Source organism: Eubacterium multiforme, from assembly GCF_030813415.1.
Lineage (GTDB): Bacteria > Bacillota > Clostridia > Clostridiales > Clostridiaceae > Clostridium > Clostridium multiforme.
This window is the reverse complement of record NZ_JAUSUF010000003.1, coordinates 64,436-80,085: the sequence shown is the minus strand read 5'-3', so window position 1 is coordinate 80,085 and position 15,650 is coordinate 64,436. Positions and strand designations below refer to the sequence as shown.

The window sequence follows — 15,650 nt, the reverse complement described above, 5'->3', positions numbered from 1 at the left end:
AAATCTCTTAAATGTTACATTTATGAAACACTTAAGAGATTTTCTTGTATATTAATTATTTTATTATATTAATGTAACCAAATACAGAAAACGTAATCAGATAGATTTGTATTTTTAGGGAGGACTTGTAATGTTTAATTTTTTTAAGCCGGCACCTACTATAGAAAGGTTGCCAAAAGATAAAATACCTTCAGCCTATAGGGCTTATCGTACTCGTATGTTTCTTATGATGTTTGTTGGATATGCAGGTTATTACTTAGTAAGAAAAAACTTTGCAATAGCATCACCATTTTTAATTAATAATTACCATTTTACTAAAACAGATATCGGATTAATAAGTACTGGACTTGCTGTTGCTTATGGTTTAGGTAAATTCGTTTTAGGAAGTTTAGCTGATAGATCAAATGTTAAATATTTTCTTGGCTTTGGACTTTTAGCTTCTTCAATAGTTAGTATTTTTATGGGCTTTACAACTGGAGTTTGGGCTTTCTTAATCCTTATGATTATTAATGGATTATTCCAAGCAATGGGTGCCCCACCATGTTCTATAATAATAGGTAAATGGTTCTCTCAAAATGAAAGAGGACTAAAAATGGGAATATGGAATACATCTCACAATGTTGGTGGTGGACTTATAGCTCCTATAGCTACATTAGCATTAATTATGTTTGGAGCAAATAACTTTCAAAGTATATTCTTCTTACCAGCTGCTATTTGTATTGTAATTGCTATTTTTGTGTTTATTATAGGAGCAGATACTCCTGAATCAGTTGGATTACCTCCAATTGAAGAATATAGAAATGATTATCCTGAAGTTAAAGTTGATGAACCAGTAAACTTAACTTCAAAAGAAATAATAGTAAAATATGTTTTAAAAAATAAATATGTTTGGTACCTATGCTTAGCTAATATATTCGTATATTTAATAAGACAAGGTGTTGTTAACTGGATTCCAATATACCTTCAACAAGATAAAGGATTCTCAGTTGCTGACTCAAACTGGGCAATGTTCTTATTTGAATATGCTGCAATTCCAGCTTCTATATTACTTGGATGGCTTTCAGATGTTTTATTTAAAGGTAAGCGTGCTCCACTTAGTATAATATGTATGATTGGTGTTATATTTGCAGTAATTGCTTATTGGACAACTGCAAGTTATATGGTAACTATGGTTTCAGTTGCTGTAATAGGTTGCTTCATATATGGACCACAATTATTAATTGGTATGAGCTTAATTGATATTGTTCCAAACTTTGCTGTTGGTTCTGCTGTTGGTCTATCAGGTCTTTGTGCATACCTTCTAGGTGAACTTATGGCTGACTTAGTTATAGGATTTATAGCAGATCACTTTGGATGGAATGGAGCCTTCATATTTATAATAGTTGGTGCCGTAATTGCATTACTATTATTATGTTTAACTTTAGGTATTAAAAAACCTACTGCTGAAGAAAACTAATTAATTTTATAATTAATTTAGTATATATGGGAACTTTATTAAGTAATACATTTTAAATTATGCATTCTTAATAAGGTTCTCTTTTTTATAGTTAACCTATATTTTAGTTAAGTTTTTAAAACATAGCCTATAATTTAAAGTAAAATTTTATTTTTCCTTTTTCCATATAAAAAAACGGATTCAAGTAAGAATCCGTTTTAATCTTTTTAATGTGTTCCATAAATGACTTTAAAGCCTTCCTTTTCAAGAATTCTTCCATGTCTTTTATAATCATCGCACTTACTCATAATGCAATGTGATATATGTATTGTTGTTACATTATTCTTTTTTAATTGACTTATTTTATGTTTCCAATTTTCATTTGGAGATAAGGTTTCATTACATCCTGAACAATAAAAGAAACTAACAAGTTCCTCTTTATTATCCCCATATATTTCAAAAGCAGCTGTGGATTTATTATATGCCTTAAAACATCCTGTAGCTGAACATTTTCCCATTGCTTTTCTACATGCCATTATAGCTATACTCATTTTTTCCATCCTTTATGTAATATTTTTTATGTAATTATTTAATCTGTATCCTTTTTAAATCTTCTATATAATAATAAACCTCCTATATCAGATAAGTGGCCAAGTATTCCTCCACATATTAATGCAATTATAACAGCCTTCCAGTTTCCCCCTGTTCCAAAAGTACAACAAGCACCACAAAATGCTCCTGGAATAAATCCTAAGATTTTTGATTTAGCTTGTATACACATAACAAAGGAAAATATTCCAGTAAGAATATAAGAAATATATGGTGAACTAAATGCACTTGATCCAAGTATTATACACATAGCCCAAATTACACCTGATATATTAGAAATAATAGATTTCTTAAATCCATCAATCTTACCTCCTGATGCAAAATAACTTGTACACCCTATAAAACCAACCCAAGTTATTAAGCCTAAAGAATCACTAATGAAAGCCCAGAGACCTGATAATATCCCTACGCTTATAGCCACTGCTGTTAGTAAATCCAAAAGATCCCTCCTTTTATTATAAGATATAACTTAAATTAATCTTTTTATAAATATTTTTCCTAATCTTATTACAATTATACCATCTCCATTAACATTAAAATAGTTATTATAATCTATATTTTATATTCCTTATATGTATATATTTTTAGTAAATAATATTTTTATTTTATGATGAATTTTAAATAAATTTAAACTTTAACCGGAATGTATGAAAACGTTTAATTTTTGTTGTACAATTAATTTATGAAAAATAATTAATCCTTCTCCATTATTTTTTAATAATGACATATTTAATAAAAACTTATACATACAAAGGAGGAGTAATTATGAATGATATTAAAAATACAAAAGAAGAAAATTTTAACAATTCAACTAAAGGTAACTTAATTGATTTTGTTACAAGTAATGACCCTAATTGGGATAGACGTTGGAAATACAATTGTGTAATTTTTATACTTAGTTATATTTTTATGGGAGCTGTAACTGGAATAACAAATGATGCCTTTGTTTCTTACTTAGATTTAACAGTACCAGATGTTGTTAAGGCTCTTCCAACTTACGCTTCTATTGGTACTCTAATAATAGCTATAATTATTTTATTAATTCATAAACTAGGTTATAAAAAAATAATTATTTCTGCACCTATTATTTTAATAGTAGCTCTATTATCTTGCATATATTCTAGAAATACTGTAATTATTATGATTGCAAATATATTAGTTAATGTAGGTGCTGCACTATTTGATTTTATTTATCCACTTATGTTTACTTCCTATACACCTAGTAATAAAAGAGTTTCTATGTTCTCAAAAGTTATGTACTCTAATTTAATTAGCCAATCTCTTTTAACATTTTTTGATGGTAAAATAGTTGTTTGGAAATTCAGTAAACTACTAAAGGTAAGTTATGATAAAGCTGCAGTTTTATCTGAACATCAAAATACTATGAGTCCATTTCAATTAAATGCATATACATCATCTTATACATTTGTTTTATGGATTGCAATTATATTTACTGTCTTAGCATTAGTTTCTTTATTCTTCTTAAGAGAAAAGGTTGAAGATTATAGAGAAACAGAGGAAGAACTTAGAGAAAGAAAAGCTAGTAAAAAATTTGATATTAAAATATTCTTTAATAAATATATTATTATGTGGATTGTAATATTTAGCATAATAAGATTTGGTGCTTTACTTGTAACACCTTACTTCCCTATTTACTTAAATGATTTTCTACACATTAGTAGAGGAACTGTATCTACAATAATTACATTGCAAACAATAGCTATGGTACTAGGTTTCTTAGTAGCACCTTATTTAGAAAAAAAATTAGGTTCTATAGTAACTATTGTTGTTACCCTTTTAGGTTGTGTACCACTTATGTTCTTAATGGCAAAAGGTGCAATGTTTGGATCTAACGTAGCTTGGATAATTGGTGCAATATTATTTTTAAGATCTGGACTTGCAAATGCTTCAAACCCAATTCAACAATCATTGCCACTTACATTTGTACCTAAAAATTTAAAACCAACTTTCAGCTCAGTTCTTCTTCTTGCAAATTCAATAGTTGGTATTTTTGCAGGAATATATACTAAAAATTCTTTATTAGTGCATAATTCAGGCTATTCAACAGCATATTATATAGCTGGTGCACTTTATGCAATTGCTATGATAATGTTATTAATTATATTCTTTAAAAAATATAATAGATCATTTAGTGATGAAAATGCGAAAAAAGATAATTAACACCTACTAAAAATAATAAATATAAATTAAAAGGCACAATAAATAAAACCATAATAAAATTTTTATAAGGTTTATTATTGTGCTTTTTTATTTATTTCTTTAAAAACTTTATTATTCCTAAAAGAATTTGATTATACTAATATAAAATTAAATATATACAATTAGTTTTTACAGCTTCATTTAATATTCTATATAATTAATTAGCATATTCTAATTGACAATTTGAATTAAAAGTATTATAAATAATATATAGTATATTATATAAAAGAGTATATTATATATTAATTTATTAGATATAGTATATTCTATTTAAAAATAATACGAGGTGGTATACAAATGAAAATAAAAGTAGGTATTAATGGTTTTGGAAGAATAGGCAGAACAGTTCTTAGAATTGCTACAGAAACATTAAATGATGATGTTGAAATAGTAGCTATAAATGCTAGAGCAGATGAAGAAACATTAGCTCATCTTTTTAAATATGATTCATGCTTTGGAAGATTTAATGGAGATGTAAAGGTTAACCCAAATTCTTTAGTTATAAATAATAAAGAAATAAAAATTTTACATGAAAATGAACCTAAAGATTTGCCTTGGAAAGAGTTAGGGGTAGATGTAGTTATTGAATCTACTGGTAAGTTTAAAACAAGAAAAGAACTTGATGGTCATCTAAATGCGGGAGCAAAAAAAGTTATTCTAACTGCACCAGCTAAAGAAGATGCTGATGATATAACAATAGTTATGGGAGTTAATGAAAATGCTTATGATAATAATACCCATAATATAATTTCTAATGCTTCATGTACAACTAATTGTTTAGCTCCAGTAGTTAAAGTAATCGATGAAAAGTTTGGAATAGAAAAAGGTTTAATTACAACTATTCATTCATACACTAATGACCAAAAAATATTAGATAAAACTCATAAAGATTTAAGAAGAGCAAGAGCTGCTGGTGAATCAATAATACCTACCACTACAGGTGCTGCAAAAGCTGTAGCAAAAGTTTTGCCAAATCTTAAAGGTAAATTAAATGGATTTGCATTAAGAGTTCCAACTCCAACTGTATCTATTACAGATTTAGTTTGTGAAATTAATGGAACAGTTACAAAAGAAGAAATAAATAAGGTTCTTGAAGATGCATCAAAAAATGAATTAAAAGGAATATTAGGTTACTCTGAAGAACCTCTTGTTTCTGTAGATTATAAAGGTGACGATAGGTCTACTATAGTAGATGCTCTTTCAACTATGGTTATTGATGGAAATATGATTAAAGTGGCTGCTTGGTATGACAATGAATGGGGATATTCTTCTAGAGTTGTAGACTTAACTAATTATGTTGCAGAAGAATTAAAAAAATCTCAACTACTTTCTGAAAAAGTAGAAAATAAAATAGCCTAAAAATACCTAAAAATAGCTTAAATAAAAGAAAAACTGTAGATAAATTTAATTTCATATAAGTTTACCTACAGTTTTTTCTTATATTTAATTTAATATTTTAAATTTATTTGCTTGTTATAAGAAGCATTTCTCTTAAAACTTTGCAAGCTACAGCAGTTGATGCTCCTGTATTATCATATTGAGGTGATAATTCATTTATATCAAAACCTACAATATTTAACTTACGTAATTTTAATATTCCATTTAGCATTTCCTTAAAGGAAACTCCACCAGGTTCTGGTGTTCCTGTTCCTGGAAATACTGATGGATCTAATACATCTAAATCTATTGTTATATATACTGGATATTCTTTCACTTTTTCTACTATAAATTCTAAATTATTTAAATCAAATTTATTTATATATAAATTTTTTTTACTAAATTCAAATTCTTCTTTAGTGCCAGAACGTATTCCAAACTGAAAAATTTTATTATCTCCGACTAAATCATAAACTCTTTTAATAACTGTGGCATGGGATAACTTTTGTCCTAAATATTCCTCTCTTAAATCCGTATGAGCATCAAAATGAATAATTCTAACTTCTGGATATTTATTGAAAATAGCTTTAAAACTTCCAAGTGTAACTAAATGTTCTCCACCTATCATAGCTGGAATTTTATTATCATTTAATATCTTAAAGGAAAATTCCTCTATTTGCTTAATTGCTTCAAAACTATCACCAAAGGGAAGTTCTAAATCTCCACCATCAAAAACCTTTATATCATAAAGATCTTTATCTTGATACGGACTATAACTTTCAAGTCCCCATGAATCCAATCTCATAGTTTGACTTGCAAATCTTGTACCTGGTCTAAAGGAAGTTGTTGAATCAAAGGGTGCTCCAAATACTACAATTTTTGATTCTTCATATCCTGCTTCACAACCTATAAATGTACTTATATTTTTATTCATCTGCATTTTCAAGCATTTCCTTTACATAGTTTGGAAGTGCAAAGGAACCCTTATGAAGCTCTGTATTATAATATTTAGTTTTTAAACCAAGTTCATTCCATTTTTCAATTTTATCATTGTTTATTGGATCATATTTTTTTGATGCAAATCCAAATAACCAATGTCCTGATGGATATGTTGGAATATGAGCTTGATATACTCTACATATTGGAAAACTTTCTCTTATTCTCTTATGTGCTCTTTTCATTGACTTTGCATACTCTTTATAATATGGACTTTCATGTTGGTTTACTAAAATTCCATCCTCTTTTAAAGCTTTAAAGCAGTTTCCATAAAACTCCTTTGTAAATAATCCTTCTCCAGGCCCAAATGGATCTGTTGAATCTACAATTATTAAATCATATTCATTTTCAACTGATCTTACAAATTTTAAACCATCTTCAAAATATAAATTTACTCTTTCATCATTTAATTTTGATGATGTCTTAGGCAAATACTTTTTACAAACATCAACAACCATTTTATCAATTTCAACCATATCAATCTTTTCTATAGTTTTATATCTTGTAAGTTCTCTTACAGTTCCTCCATCTCCAGCACCTATTACTAAAACCTTTTTAATATTAGGATTTGTAGCCATTGGTACATGAACTATCATGTCATGATATATAAATTCATCTTTTTCTGTAACCATCATTAAACCATCTAAAGTAAAAAATGTTCCAAATTCTTGTGATTTAAATACATCTATTCTTTGAAAATCACTTTGTCCTTTGAATAATTGTTCTTCTACCTTTATTGAAAATCTAACTTTATCAGTATGTTCTTCTGTATACCATAATTCCATCTTTTCTAAATACCTCCTAATACTTTAATACCTTAATATTTTTTATATCCATATCCTCAGGTCCTGTTACTAAACAGCCTTTTTCTTTTGAATAAACTATACAATCTATAGCCTCTTTTGTAATAAGTTCACCTGGTGCTAAAATGGGAATTCCAGGTGGATAACACATAACAAATTCTCCTGATATTTTTCCTCTGCTCTCTTTTATAGTCATAGATTCTTTTTCTCTATAAAAGGCCTCCTTTGGTGTAACTTTAATAATTGGATTAATATATTCATGATCAAAAGAAAGTCTTTCTTTTTTTGAATATTTTCTTTTTATTTCACTTAATGCAGAAACTAATCTTTCAATATTATATTTAGTATCCCCAACTGATATTATTGCAAGAATATTCCCTATATCTCCAAGTTCTATTTGAATTCCATATTCATCTCTTAATATGTCATAAACTTCAATTCCTGCAAGTCCAATTCCTAAAGTATTTATAGTAAGTTTTGTTATATCAAAATCATATATATTATGGTTATTTATAATCTCCTTTGAATAAGCATAATATCCTTCTATCTTGTTTATCTCATCTCTTGCATATTCAGAAAGTTCTACTACTTCTTTAAAAATCATCCTGCCATTTAAAGCAAGATTTTTTCTTGCAATATCTAAAGATGACAATAACAAATATGAAGCACTTGTTGTTTGAGTAAGATTTATAATAGTTCTTACATAATCAGGACTTATTCCGCTACATTTCATAAGAAGAATTGAACTTTGTGTAAGAGAACCTCCTGTTTTATGAATACTAACTGCTGCCATATCTGCTCCTGCATCCATTGCTGAAACTGGTAGATTTTCACCAAAATAAAGATGTGTTCCATGTGCTTCATCAACTAATACATACATATTATTTTCATGAGCTAATTTAACTATTTCTCTTAAAGGGGAACAAATTCCATAATAAGTAGGATTATTCACAAAAATAGCCTTAGCATCTTTATTGTTTTTTATTGCATCTTTTATATCTTCTAGAGACATACCTAAAGATATTCCAAGTTCATTATGTATACCTGGATTTATATAAACAGGATTTATTCCAGCTAATATTAATGCATTTATAGCTGATTTATGCACATTTCTAGGCATAATTATTTTGTCTCCATCTTTACATACACTAAGTATCATAGCTTGTACAGCTGATGTTGTTCCGTTTACCATAAAAAATGCTCTATCTGCATTAAAAGCTTTTGCTGCAAGTTCTTCTGAATCTTTAATTACTGAAGTTGGATGTATAAGATTATCCAAAGGCTTCATAGAATTTACATCTACAGATAAACAACTTTCTCCTAAAAATTCTCTAAGTTCTGTATTTCCTCTTCCTTGCTTATGTCCTGGTACATCAAAAGGAACGATTCTTTGATTTCTATACCATCTTAAAGCTTCATAAACAGGAGCACTATCTTGATATAGTTTTTTCAATAACCTAGCCACCTTTCCTAATAAATATTAACTCCTTCATAAATCTCTATCATTTCTTTTGTAAGTCTATCTCTTATATCTCGTCTTTCTTCTGGTGATAATTCATAAGGATCTGCATTAAACAAATAGTTATTAAGGTTTACATCTCTAACCATCATTTTTGTATGGAATATATTTGCTTTGTACATATTAGTATCCATAGCATCATACCTTTTTAAGATTCCTCTATCTATAAAATCTTGTATTGATTTTATATCATGATCTAAATAACATTTGCATCCGTCTATATCTCTTGTAAAACCTCTAACTCTATAATCCATAGTTATTACATCTGAATCGAAGCTATTTATTAAATAATCTAATGCATTTAATGGGGATATTTTTCCACAAGTTGAAACATCTATATCTACTCTAAAAGATATTATATCGTTGTTTGGATGAAATTCTGGATAAGTATGTACAGTTAAATGGCTTTTATCTAAATGTCCAACTATACTATCTCTTAAATCTGCATAAAAAAGCTCACCCTTATTACAAGAAGGATCAACATTTATAACTGGAAGTGCTTCCTCTGTTATAAGTATATTTACACTAGCCCCTTGAGGTTCATAATCCTGTCTTGATATGTTTAAAACATGTGCTCCTATTATATCTGTTACATCGCATAATATTTTTGTTAAACGCTCAGAGTTATATTGTTCATCAATATATTTTATATAATCTTCTTTTTCTCTTTCTGTTTTTGCATAACAAACATCATAAATATTAAAACTCAATGTTTTTGTTAAATTATTAAAACCATAAAGTTTAATTTTTTCAGTCATTTCACACATCATTCTCCATTTAAATAATTTAAAATTTTCTTCCGGAATAAATTTTAAATTAATTATATATGACTATTTTATACATTTCCATAACTGTATTTTGTAAAATATATATTTTATTTATATATATAGAATATTATTGAAGTTGTACAATAAATACTAAGTTAAAAATTTAGTATTTCTAAACTCCATCTATGTAACTTCATTTTACTAAAGCATTGAAAATACTTTATTTTTTTATTTAGCTAAAAAATCTTAAAATTTTAGTTATTTTATTAAAAATATTTTGTTAATTTTTTATGAATAAATTTTATTTTATAGAAAATATTATATTATTATTCCATTTTATATATTGTTTAACTTAAAATTATTATTATATAATAAGCTATATCTTTTATTTTTACTGTAATAATATAGTTAATAATAGTACAATATATTTATAAATTTTATTTTAATATGAAAGGATTAAATCGTATGATAAAATTAGGATGCCACGTTGGAATGAGTGGAAAAGAAATGTTTTTAGGCTCAGCAAAAGAAGCTGTTTCTTACGGAGCAAATACTTTTATGGTATATACTGGAGCTCCACAAAATACTAGACGTAAAGATATTAGTGAACTTAGAATAGATGAAGGTTGGAGTTATATGAAAGAGCATGGAATAGATGATATAGTTATTCATGCACCTTATATTATAAATTTAGGAAATACCGTAAAACCTGAAACCTTTAACCTTGCAGTTGAATTTTTGGCACTTGAACTTGAAAGAACTGAAGCTATGGGAAGTAAAACTTTAGTCCTTCACCCTGGTGCTCATGTTGGTGCTGGTGTAGATGCTGGAATTAATCAAATTATTAAAGGGCTTAATGAAGTATTAACTAAAGATACTAAATGTAATATAGCCCTTGAAACTATGGCTGGAAAAGGTACTGAAATTGGAAGAACCTTTGAAGAAATTGCTAGAATTTATGATGGTGTAACTTACAATGATAAACTTAGAGTTTGCTTTGATACTTGTCATACTAGTGATAGTGGATATGACATTATTAATGATTTTGATGGAGTTATTAATGACTTTGACAAACTTATTGGAAAGGATAAAATTGCAGTATTTCATTTAAATGACAGTAAAAATGTTCCTGGAGCTAAAAAGGATCGTCACGAAAATATTGGTATTGGTAATATTGGATTTGAAGCTTTAAGATATGTTGTTTGGCATAAAGACTTCTTAAATGTTCCAAAGATTTTAGAAACTCCTTACATTACTATTCCAGGAGAAAAGAAAAAATCTGTTCCACCTTATAAATATGAAATTGAACTTTTAAGAGCAAACAAACCTATTTCTATGTCTAATGAAGAATTTATAGAAAATGTTCTAAAAAATAGATAAATTTAAAAGGGCTATATAAAAATTTAATATAGCCCTTTAATTTTTATTTGTAAAATATGGCCATGAATAATGCTGCAACTATAATTATTCCAAGTATTATATATACTGCCATTCCTGTTTTTGTTGCTGCATTTACTGTATATCCCATACCAAATCTTTTTTCCACATTAACATGTGGATCATCTTTATTGTAATATATAAATCCAAATATCCATTTATCATCATCATCTTTTGAAACTACATCATTATTTTCTATTTTGTAGTCATTTCTTATTTTATAGGCTTTAACCATAAATATTACAAGAATTATAAATAATAATACTGTCAGAATACCTATAATTCCAGTTAGAATACTATTCATAGGTATTATCTGAAGGACTTGAAGATTTCCTATTACTAGCATAGCTATACTAATCGTTCCAGTAAAAAACATCATCTTTGATAAAATATTTCTATATTTTAAGTTTCCCTCCCTTGATTTTTCTGGATTTCTTGGGTCTATCTTAAGCTTTTGTTTTTGAATTAAATAATCAACAAATATGAATACACAAACTAATATAATCATACTTAAAATAACACCAAATACTGTAAAGAAATTTTTATTAGAATATCCAATAATATTTCCCCTAAAATCAAAATTACTTGGAAATTTGTTTGGTAGCATACTGTACCTAGTTATACATAAATATAAATTTATTAAAATCACTGGAATTGATATAACTAAATAAGAAAATAATATTTTTTTATTATATTTATAATCTTCAAGTTCATATACAACAACTTGTTTTTTGCCATTTAATCCTCCAAGTTCTCTCTTTATACCTTTAAGTTTTTCATTATAAATTCCAAAGGAGATCATTGTTCCAAATATTGCAAAGAAAATTGAAACTACACTTATTGGTATACTTAAAATAAAATAGCTTAATATAATCCCAATTTCTGCAATTATTGAAATTACAATATTACTTGTAACATATCTTTTCAATAATTTTTTAATTTTCTCATTGTTTTTCATTTCTTCTGTTACTACACAACCTAATAGTAATTGTTTTTTCCCTCTTATAGAAAGTATTGTAACTGTATAAAATTGAATAAAAATTACTAAAGACATTATAATCAAATAACTAATATCAAACATAATTATTTACCTCCTTCATAACAATCTAAAACTTTATTTAATAAATAAATTATCTCTTCTCTATTCATACCCTTTGCAGTTCCCTCTGCTGCTATTTCATTAAGTTTTATTTTATATTTTTCTTTAAATTCTATGTCATCCTTTGCTCTTTTAATATTTACTATAACTCCCTTTCTTCTATCTACAGTTACAAAGCCCTCCTCCTTTAATAAATTATATGCTTTGTTTACAGTGTGAAGATTAACTTCCACTCCTGATGCTAATTCCCTTACTGATGGAAGTTTATCCCCTTCCTTTATTTCATCCTTTGCTATCCCTTCAATAATTTTATTTCTTATTTGAAGATATATTGGCACTTCACTATCAAATTCTAATACTAGAAACATATTTATCTCTCCTTATTAATTATTTAATTAATAAATTATTCTATCTGTTATATATAATATATAACAGATAGAATAATTATGCAATATAAAAATAAATATTTTTATATATGAAATAATTGTTAATTATTTCAAAAAACTTCAACTTAATATTTTTTAAGTTATATAATATAAAACAATAATATAAGGGGGAAAACTATATTGAAAAGACATTTAAGAAACTTTCTATTCATATTATTTTTATCTTTAATTATTTTACCAACAACTTCAGCCTTTGCTATAGCAGGTGGTGGTCATGGTGGTGGCGGACATAGTAGTAGTGGAGGTCACAGCAGCAGTAGTCATAGTAGCTCATCCTCTGGTTCTTCTAGTCATAGTCACTCATCTTATGGTGAATCAAACTTTCCAGGTAGTTCTAGAAGATATACCTCTTCAGGATATTATGGTGGTGGTTATGCAAGTAGTAATAAATTTGATTTATCAGATATGTTATTTTTAGGTTTTATCCTTTTAACCTTTGGAGGGGGAATTGCTGCATTAAAATATAAACTAAACCTACAAAATAAAAAGTATAAATGTTTATCAGCTATGAGAGAATTTAAAAGAGATGATTCAGCTTGGGATTATAATACTCTTGAAAAAGATGTTACAAGAGCTTTTTATCTTGTTCAGGAAGCTTGGACAAAAAGAGATCAAGACATAGCAAAAGATTATATGAGTAAAGAAATTTATAAATTACATAAATGTAAAACAGAATGGATGAAAATTAGAGGAGAAAAAAACATATTAAAGGATATTAAACTATTAAGTATTACTCCAGTTGATGCTTTAGATTCAGAAAATAATCTTAAAGATATGCTTTGGGTTAATATAAAATGTTCAATGATAGATTATACAATAAATGAAAAAACAAATGAAATTATTGAAGGTAACAGGTGGAAAAGTAAAAAGTACGAGCAATTTTGGAAATTTAAAAGAAATGAAAATCACTGGATATTAGATACAATAAAATGGCCTGATGAAATTGAAGATTTAGATGGCTTTTATAACATAAAAAATAATCAGCTTTAAAATTTAAAGCTGATTATTTTTATATTTTTTATATCTTATAATACTTAAAATTACTGATACAAAGCACATAATTGCTGCTACTTTAAATACAGAATTCATAGCTGAAATAAATACAAAATCTTTTCCAACTATATAATTTGAAACTTTATATCCTAACATTTTACTCATTCTATCATATAAAAGAGTTGTTGCTAATGTAAATCCAAAAGTCATTCCTATATTTCTAAATAATGAATTTACACTTCCTGCAATCCCAAGTTTTTCTTTTGGTATTCTTGCCATAACAAGTGAATTATTTGAAGATTTAAACATACCATTTCCAAGACCCATAATTGCATTATAAACACCTACATACCAAAGAGGTGTACCTTCTTTTATTGTTCCCATAAGTAAAAATCCTAAAGCTAAAAATATAGTTCCTATTGTTGATATTAATTCTGGATTTAATCTATCAGCTAAATCTCCACTTATTGGTGATGCAATACCTAAAACTAAAGGATATATTATAAGAAATAATCCTGAATAAAAGGGGCTGATATTTAGTGAATCCTGTAAATAAAATGGTAGTAATATTGTTTGACAACTTACTGCTATAAAAGTAAAAAATCCACATCCTACACTTAATAAGAATAATTTATTTTTAAATAAAGTTAAATCTAAAACTGGAGATTTAACTGTTTTTTGAAGATATATAAACAAAGAAAGTGATAAAATTGCAATTAAAAATCCAAGTAAAATAATTTTATTTGTATATCCTAAAAACTCCCCTTCTGTTACTGATAATATAAGTGAAACTATAAATATTCCAAAAACTATAGTTCCTCTAAAATCTATTTTTTCATTAGTACTATTATCATTTTTAGGTAAAACCTTAACTGAACTTATAAAAGCTATTATTCCTATTGGTACATTAATCCAAAATATAAGATCCCATCTTATTGCTGCAATCATCCCTCCAAGTGCTGGTCCAATCATTGTACCTAAGGCAACTGCACTAGAAGATATCCCCATAGCCTTTGCCCTTCCTTTACTTGAATAAGTTTTGCTTATTATACCCATACTAACTGCCATAGTACAAGAAGCTCCCATTCCTTGAATTACCCTTGAACATATAAGTAATGGTAAAACCTTTGATAATCCACTTAAAACAGAACCAACTGTAAATATTAAAATACCTGTTTTAAATACTTTGCACTTTCCCTTTATATCTCCAATTCTTCCACATAACAATATTAAAACTGCAATTGTCATTAAATAGCTAGTAACAATCCATTGAACTCCTGCCATAGTTGAATGTAAATCATGAGCTATTAATGGCAATGCAACATTTACAATACTACTATCTATACAAGACATAAATGTCATAGCCACTGTACACATTAATATTTTAAATTTTTTATTTTCGCTTAAGTCTTCATATACATCTTCCACACTATCATCTCCTAAGCTATACTATTTAATTTCTATTAAAACATTTATAACTATTATAGGAGAAATTTATTAACTTTTTAGCTAATTAGAATGTCTATTATTTTAATTTAATATGTTTTTAATTAATATTCATCTATTAAACTAAAATTTAAGGACAGCTAACTATAGCTGTCCTTAAATTCATTTATTTTTGGAATTATTAATTAGCAATAACTTTACTTCCTTCTTTAATGGATATTGCAATTACCCCTACTGCAATACCTTGTAAAGCAAATCCTGCTCCTTTAGTTACTTGTCCAACTTCTTGATAATATACCTCAGCTAATGATGTTCCACTTTTTGATCTTAATTTGCTCATATCATTTCCAGTATTTTTTAAGTTGATTCCAGCAATAAATATTATTATTCCACTAACAATTCCTAAAATAAATGCTACCATTTTTAATTTTTTTTGCATTATTATCCACTTCCTTCCTTTATAATTTTAACCTTATTTTACATATAAATCAAAATTTTTGTAT

Annotated in this window: 15 protein-coding genes; 5 read left to right on the top strand and 10 right to left on the bottom strand. The window is 27.0% G+C overall.

What is annotated here, in order from left to right; genetic code table 11:
- The first annotated feature begins 130 nt into the window (after positions 1-130).
- The gene (locus J2S18_RS06580; RefSeq protein WP_307484833.1) at positions 131-1,456 is read left to right on the top strand and encodes an MFS transporter; all 1,326 of its coding nucleotides are present in this window, start codon (positions 131-133) and stop codon (positions 1,454-1,456) included.
- Positions 1,457-1,662: 206 nt separating this feature from the next.
- Here the strand turns inward: J2S18_RS06580 and J2S18_RS06575 are convergent, their stop codons facing one another.
- Complete coding sequence (locus J2S18_RS06575; protein ID WP_307484831.1) at positions 1,663-1,986, bottom strand: CGGC domain-containing protein; 324 nt, start codon at positions 1,984-1,986, stop codon at positions 1,663-1,665.
- A 38-nt stretch (positions 1,987-2,024) separates the two neighbouring features.
- The gene (locus tag J2S18_RS06570) at positions 2,025-2,483 is read right to left on the bottom strand and encodes a DUF1097 domain-containing protein (RefSeq protein WP_307484830.1); all 459 of its coding nucleotides are present in this window, start codon (positions 2,481-2,483) and stop codon (positions 2,025-2,027) included.
- Positions 2,484-2,809: 326 nt separating this feature from the next.
- On the opposite strand from J2S18_RS06570, the gene J2S18_RS06565 reads away from it, so the two are divergent.
- Together J2S18_RS06565 and gap are read left to right on the top strand one after the other, a co-directional pair.
- Positions 2,810-4,225, top strand: a complete 1,416-nt coding sequence (locus J2S18_RS06565) for an MFS transporter (protein ID WP_307484828.1) — start codon at positions 2,810-2,812, stop codon at positions 4,223-4,225.
- 336 nt (positions 4,226-4,561) lie between these two features.
- Positions 4,562-5,623, top strand: coding sequence for a type I glyceraldehyde-3-phosphate dehydrogenase (gene gap / locus J2S18_RS06560; protein ID WP_307484826.1), 1,062 nt, complete (start codon positions 4,562-4,564; stop codon positions 5,621-5,623).
- 103 nt (positions 5,624-5,726) lie between these two features.
- Here the strand turns inward: gap and speB are convergent, their stop codons facing one another.
- The 4 genes from speB to speD are packed head-to-tail and all read right to left on the bottom strand — an operon-like array spanning position 5,727 to position 9,726.
- Positions 5,727-6,581 (bottom strand): agmatinase, encoded by an 855-nt coding sequence (speB, locus tag J2S18_RS06555; RefSeq protein ID WP_307484825.1) that lies wholly within the window; start codon positions 6,579-6,581, stop codon positions 5,727-5,729.
- Positions 6,568-7,422, bottom strand: a complete 855-nt coding sequence (speE, locus tag J2S18_RS06550) for a polyamine aminopropyltransferase (protein WP_307484822.1) — start codon at positions 7,420-7,422, stop codon at positions 6,568-6,570. Before speE ends, speB begins: the two co-directional genes overlap by 14 nt.
- Positions 7,423-7,438: 16 nt before the next feature.
- Positions 7,439-8,893 carry an aminotransferase class I/II-fold pyridoxal phosphate-dependent enzyme gene (locus J2S18_RS06545; protein WP_307484820.1) on the bottom strand — a complete coding sequence of 485 codons (1,455 nt, stop codon included), beginning with the start codon at positions 8,891-8,893 and terminating at the stop codon, positions 7,439-7,441.
- 17 nt (positions 8,894-8,910) lie between these two features.
- Positions 8,911-9,726, bottom strand: coding sequence for an adenosylmethionine decarboxylase (gene speD / locus J2S18_RS06540; protein WP_307485159.1), 816 nt, complete (start codon positions 9,724-9,726; stop codon positions 8,911-8,913).
- Positions 9,727-10,191: 465 nt separating this feature from the next.
- Between speD and J2S18_RS06535 the strand changes: the two genes are divergently transcribed.
- Positions 10,192-11,106, top strand: a complete 915-nt coding sequence (locus tag J2S18_RS06535; protein WP_370873769.1) for a deoxyribonuclease IV — start codon at positions 10,192-10,194, stop codon at positions 11,104-11,106.
- 43 nt (positions 11,107-11,149) lie between these two features.
- Here the strand turns inward: J2S18_RS06535 and J2S18_RS06530 are convergent, their stop codons facing one another.
- Together J2S18_RS06530 and J2S18_RS06525 are read right to left on the bottom strand one after the other, a co-directional pair.
- A complete protein-coding gene (locus tag J2S18_RS06530) occupies positions 11,150-12,244 on the bottom strand; it encodes a DUF5808 domain-containing protein (protein ID WP_307484817.1) in 1,095 nt (364 codons plus the stop codon).
- A gap of 2 nt (positions 12,245-12,246) precedes the next feature.
- Positions 12,247-12,630 carry a GntR family transcriptional regulator gene (locus tag J2S18_RS06525; protein ID WP_307484816.1) on the bottom strand — a complete coding sequence of 128 codons (384 nt, stop codon included), beginning with the start codon at positions 12,628-12,630 and terminating at the stop codon, positions 12,247-12,249.
- 198 nt (positions 12,631-12,828) lie between these two features.
- On the opposite strand from J2S18_RS06525, the gene J2S18_RS06520 reads away from it, so the two are divergent.
- Complete coding sequence (locus J2S18_RS06520) at positions 12,829-13,698, top strand: Tim44 domain-containing protein (RefSeq protein ID WP_307484814.1); 870 nt, start codon at positions 12,829-12,831, stop codon at positions 13,696-13,698.
- Between the two features lie 3 nt (positions 13,699-13,701).
- Here J2S18_RS06520 and J2S18_RS06515 read toward each other — a convergent pair whose 3' ends face one another.
- Positions 13,702-15,129 carry an MFS transporter gene (locus tag J2S18_RS06515; RefSeq protein ID WP_307484813.1) on the bottom strand — a complete coding sequence of 476 codons (1,428 nt, stop codon included), beginning with the start codon at positions 15,127-15,129 and terminating at the stop codon, positions 13,702-13,704.
- A 199-nt stretch (positions 15,130-15,328) separates the two neighbouring features.
- The gene (locus tag J2S18_RS06510; RefSeq protein WP_307484811.1) at positions 15,329-15,586 is read right to left on the bottom strand and encodes a hypothetical protein; all 258 of its coding nucleotides are present in this window, start codon (positions 15,584-15,586) and stop codon (positions 15,329-15,331) included.
- Positions 15,587-15,650: the final 64 nt, after the last annotated feature.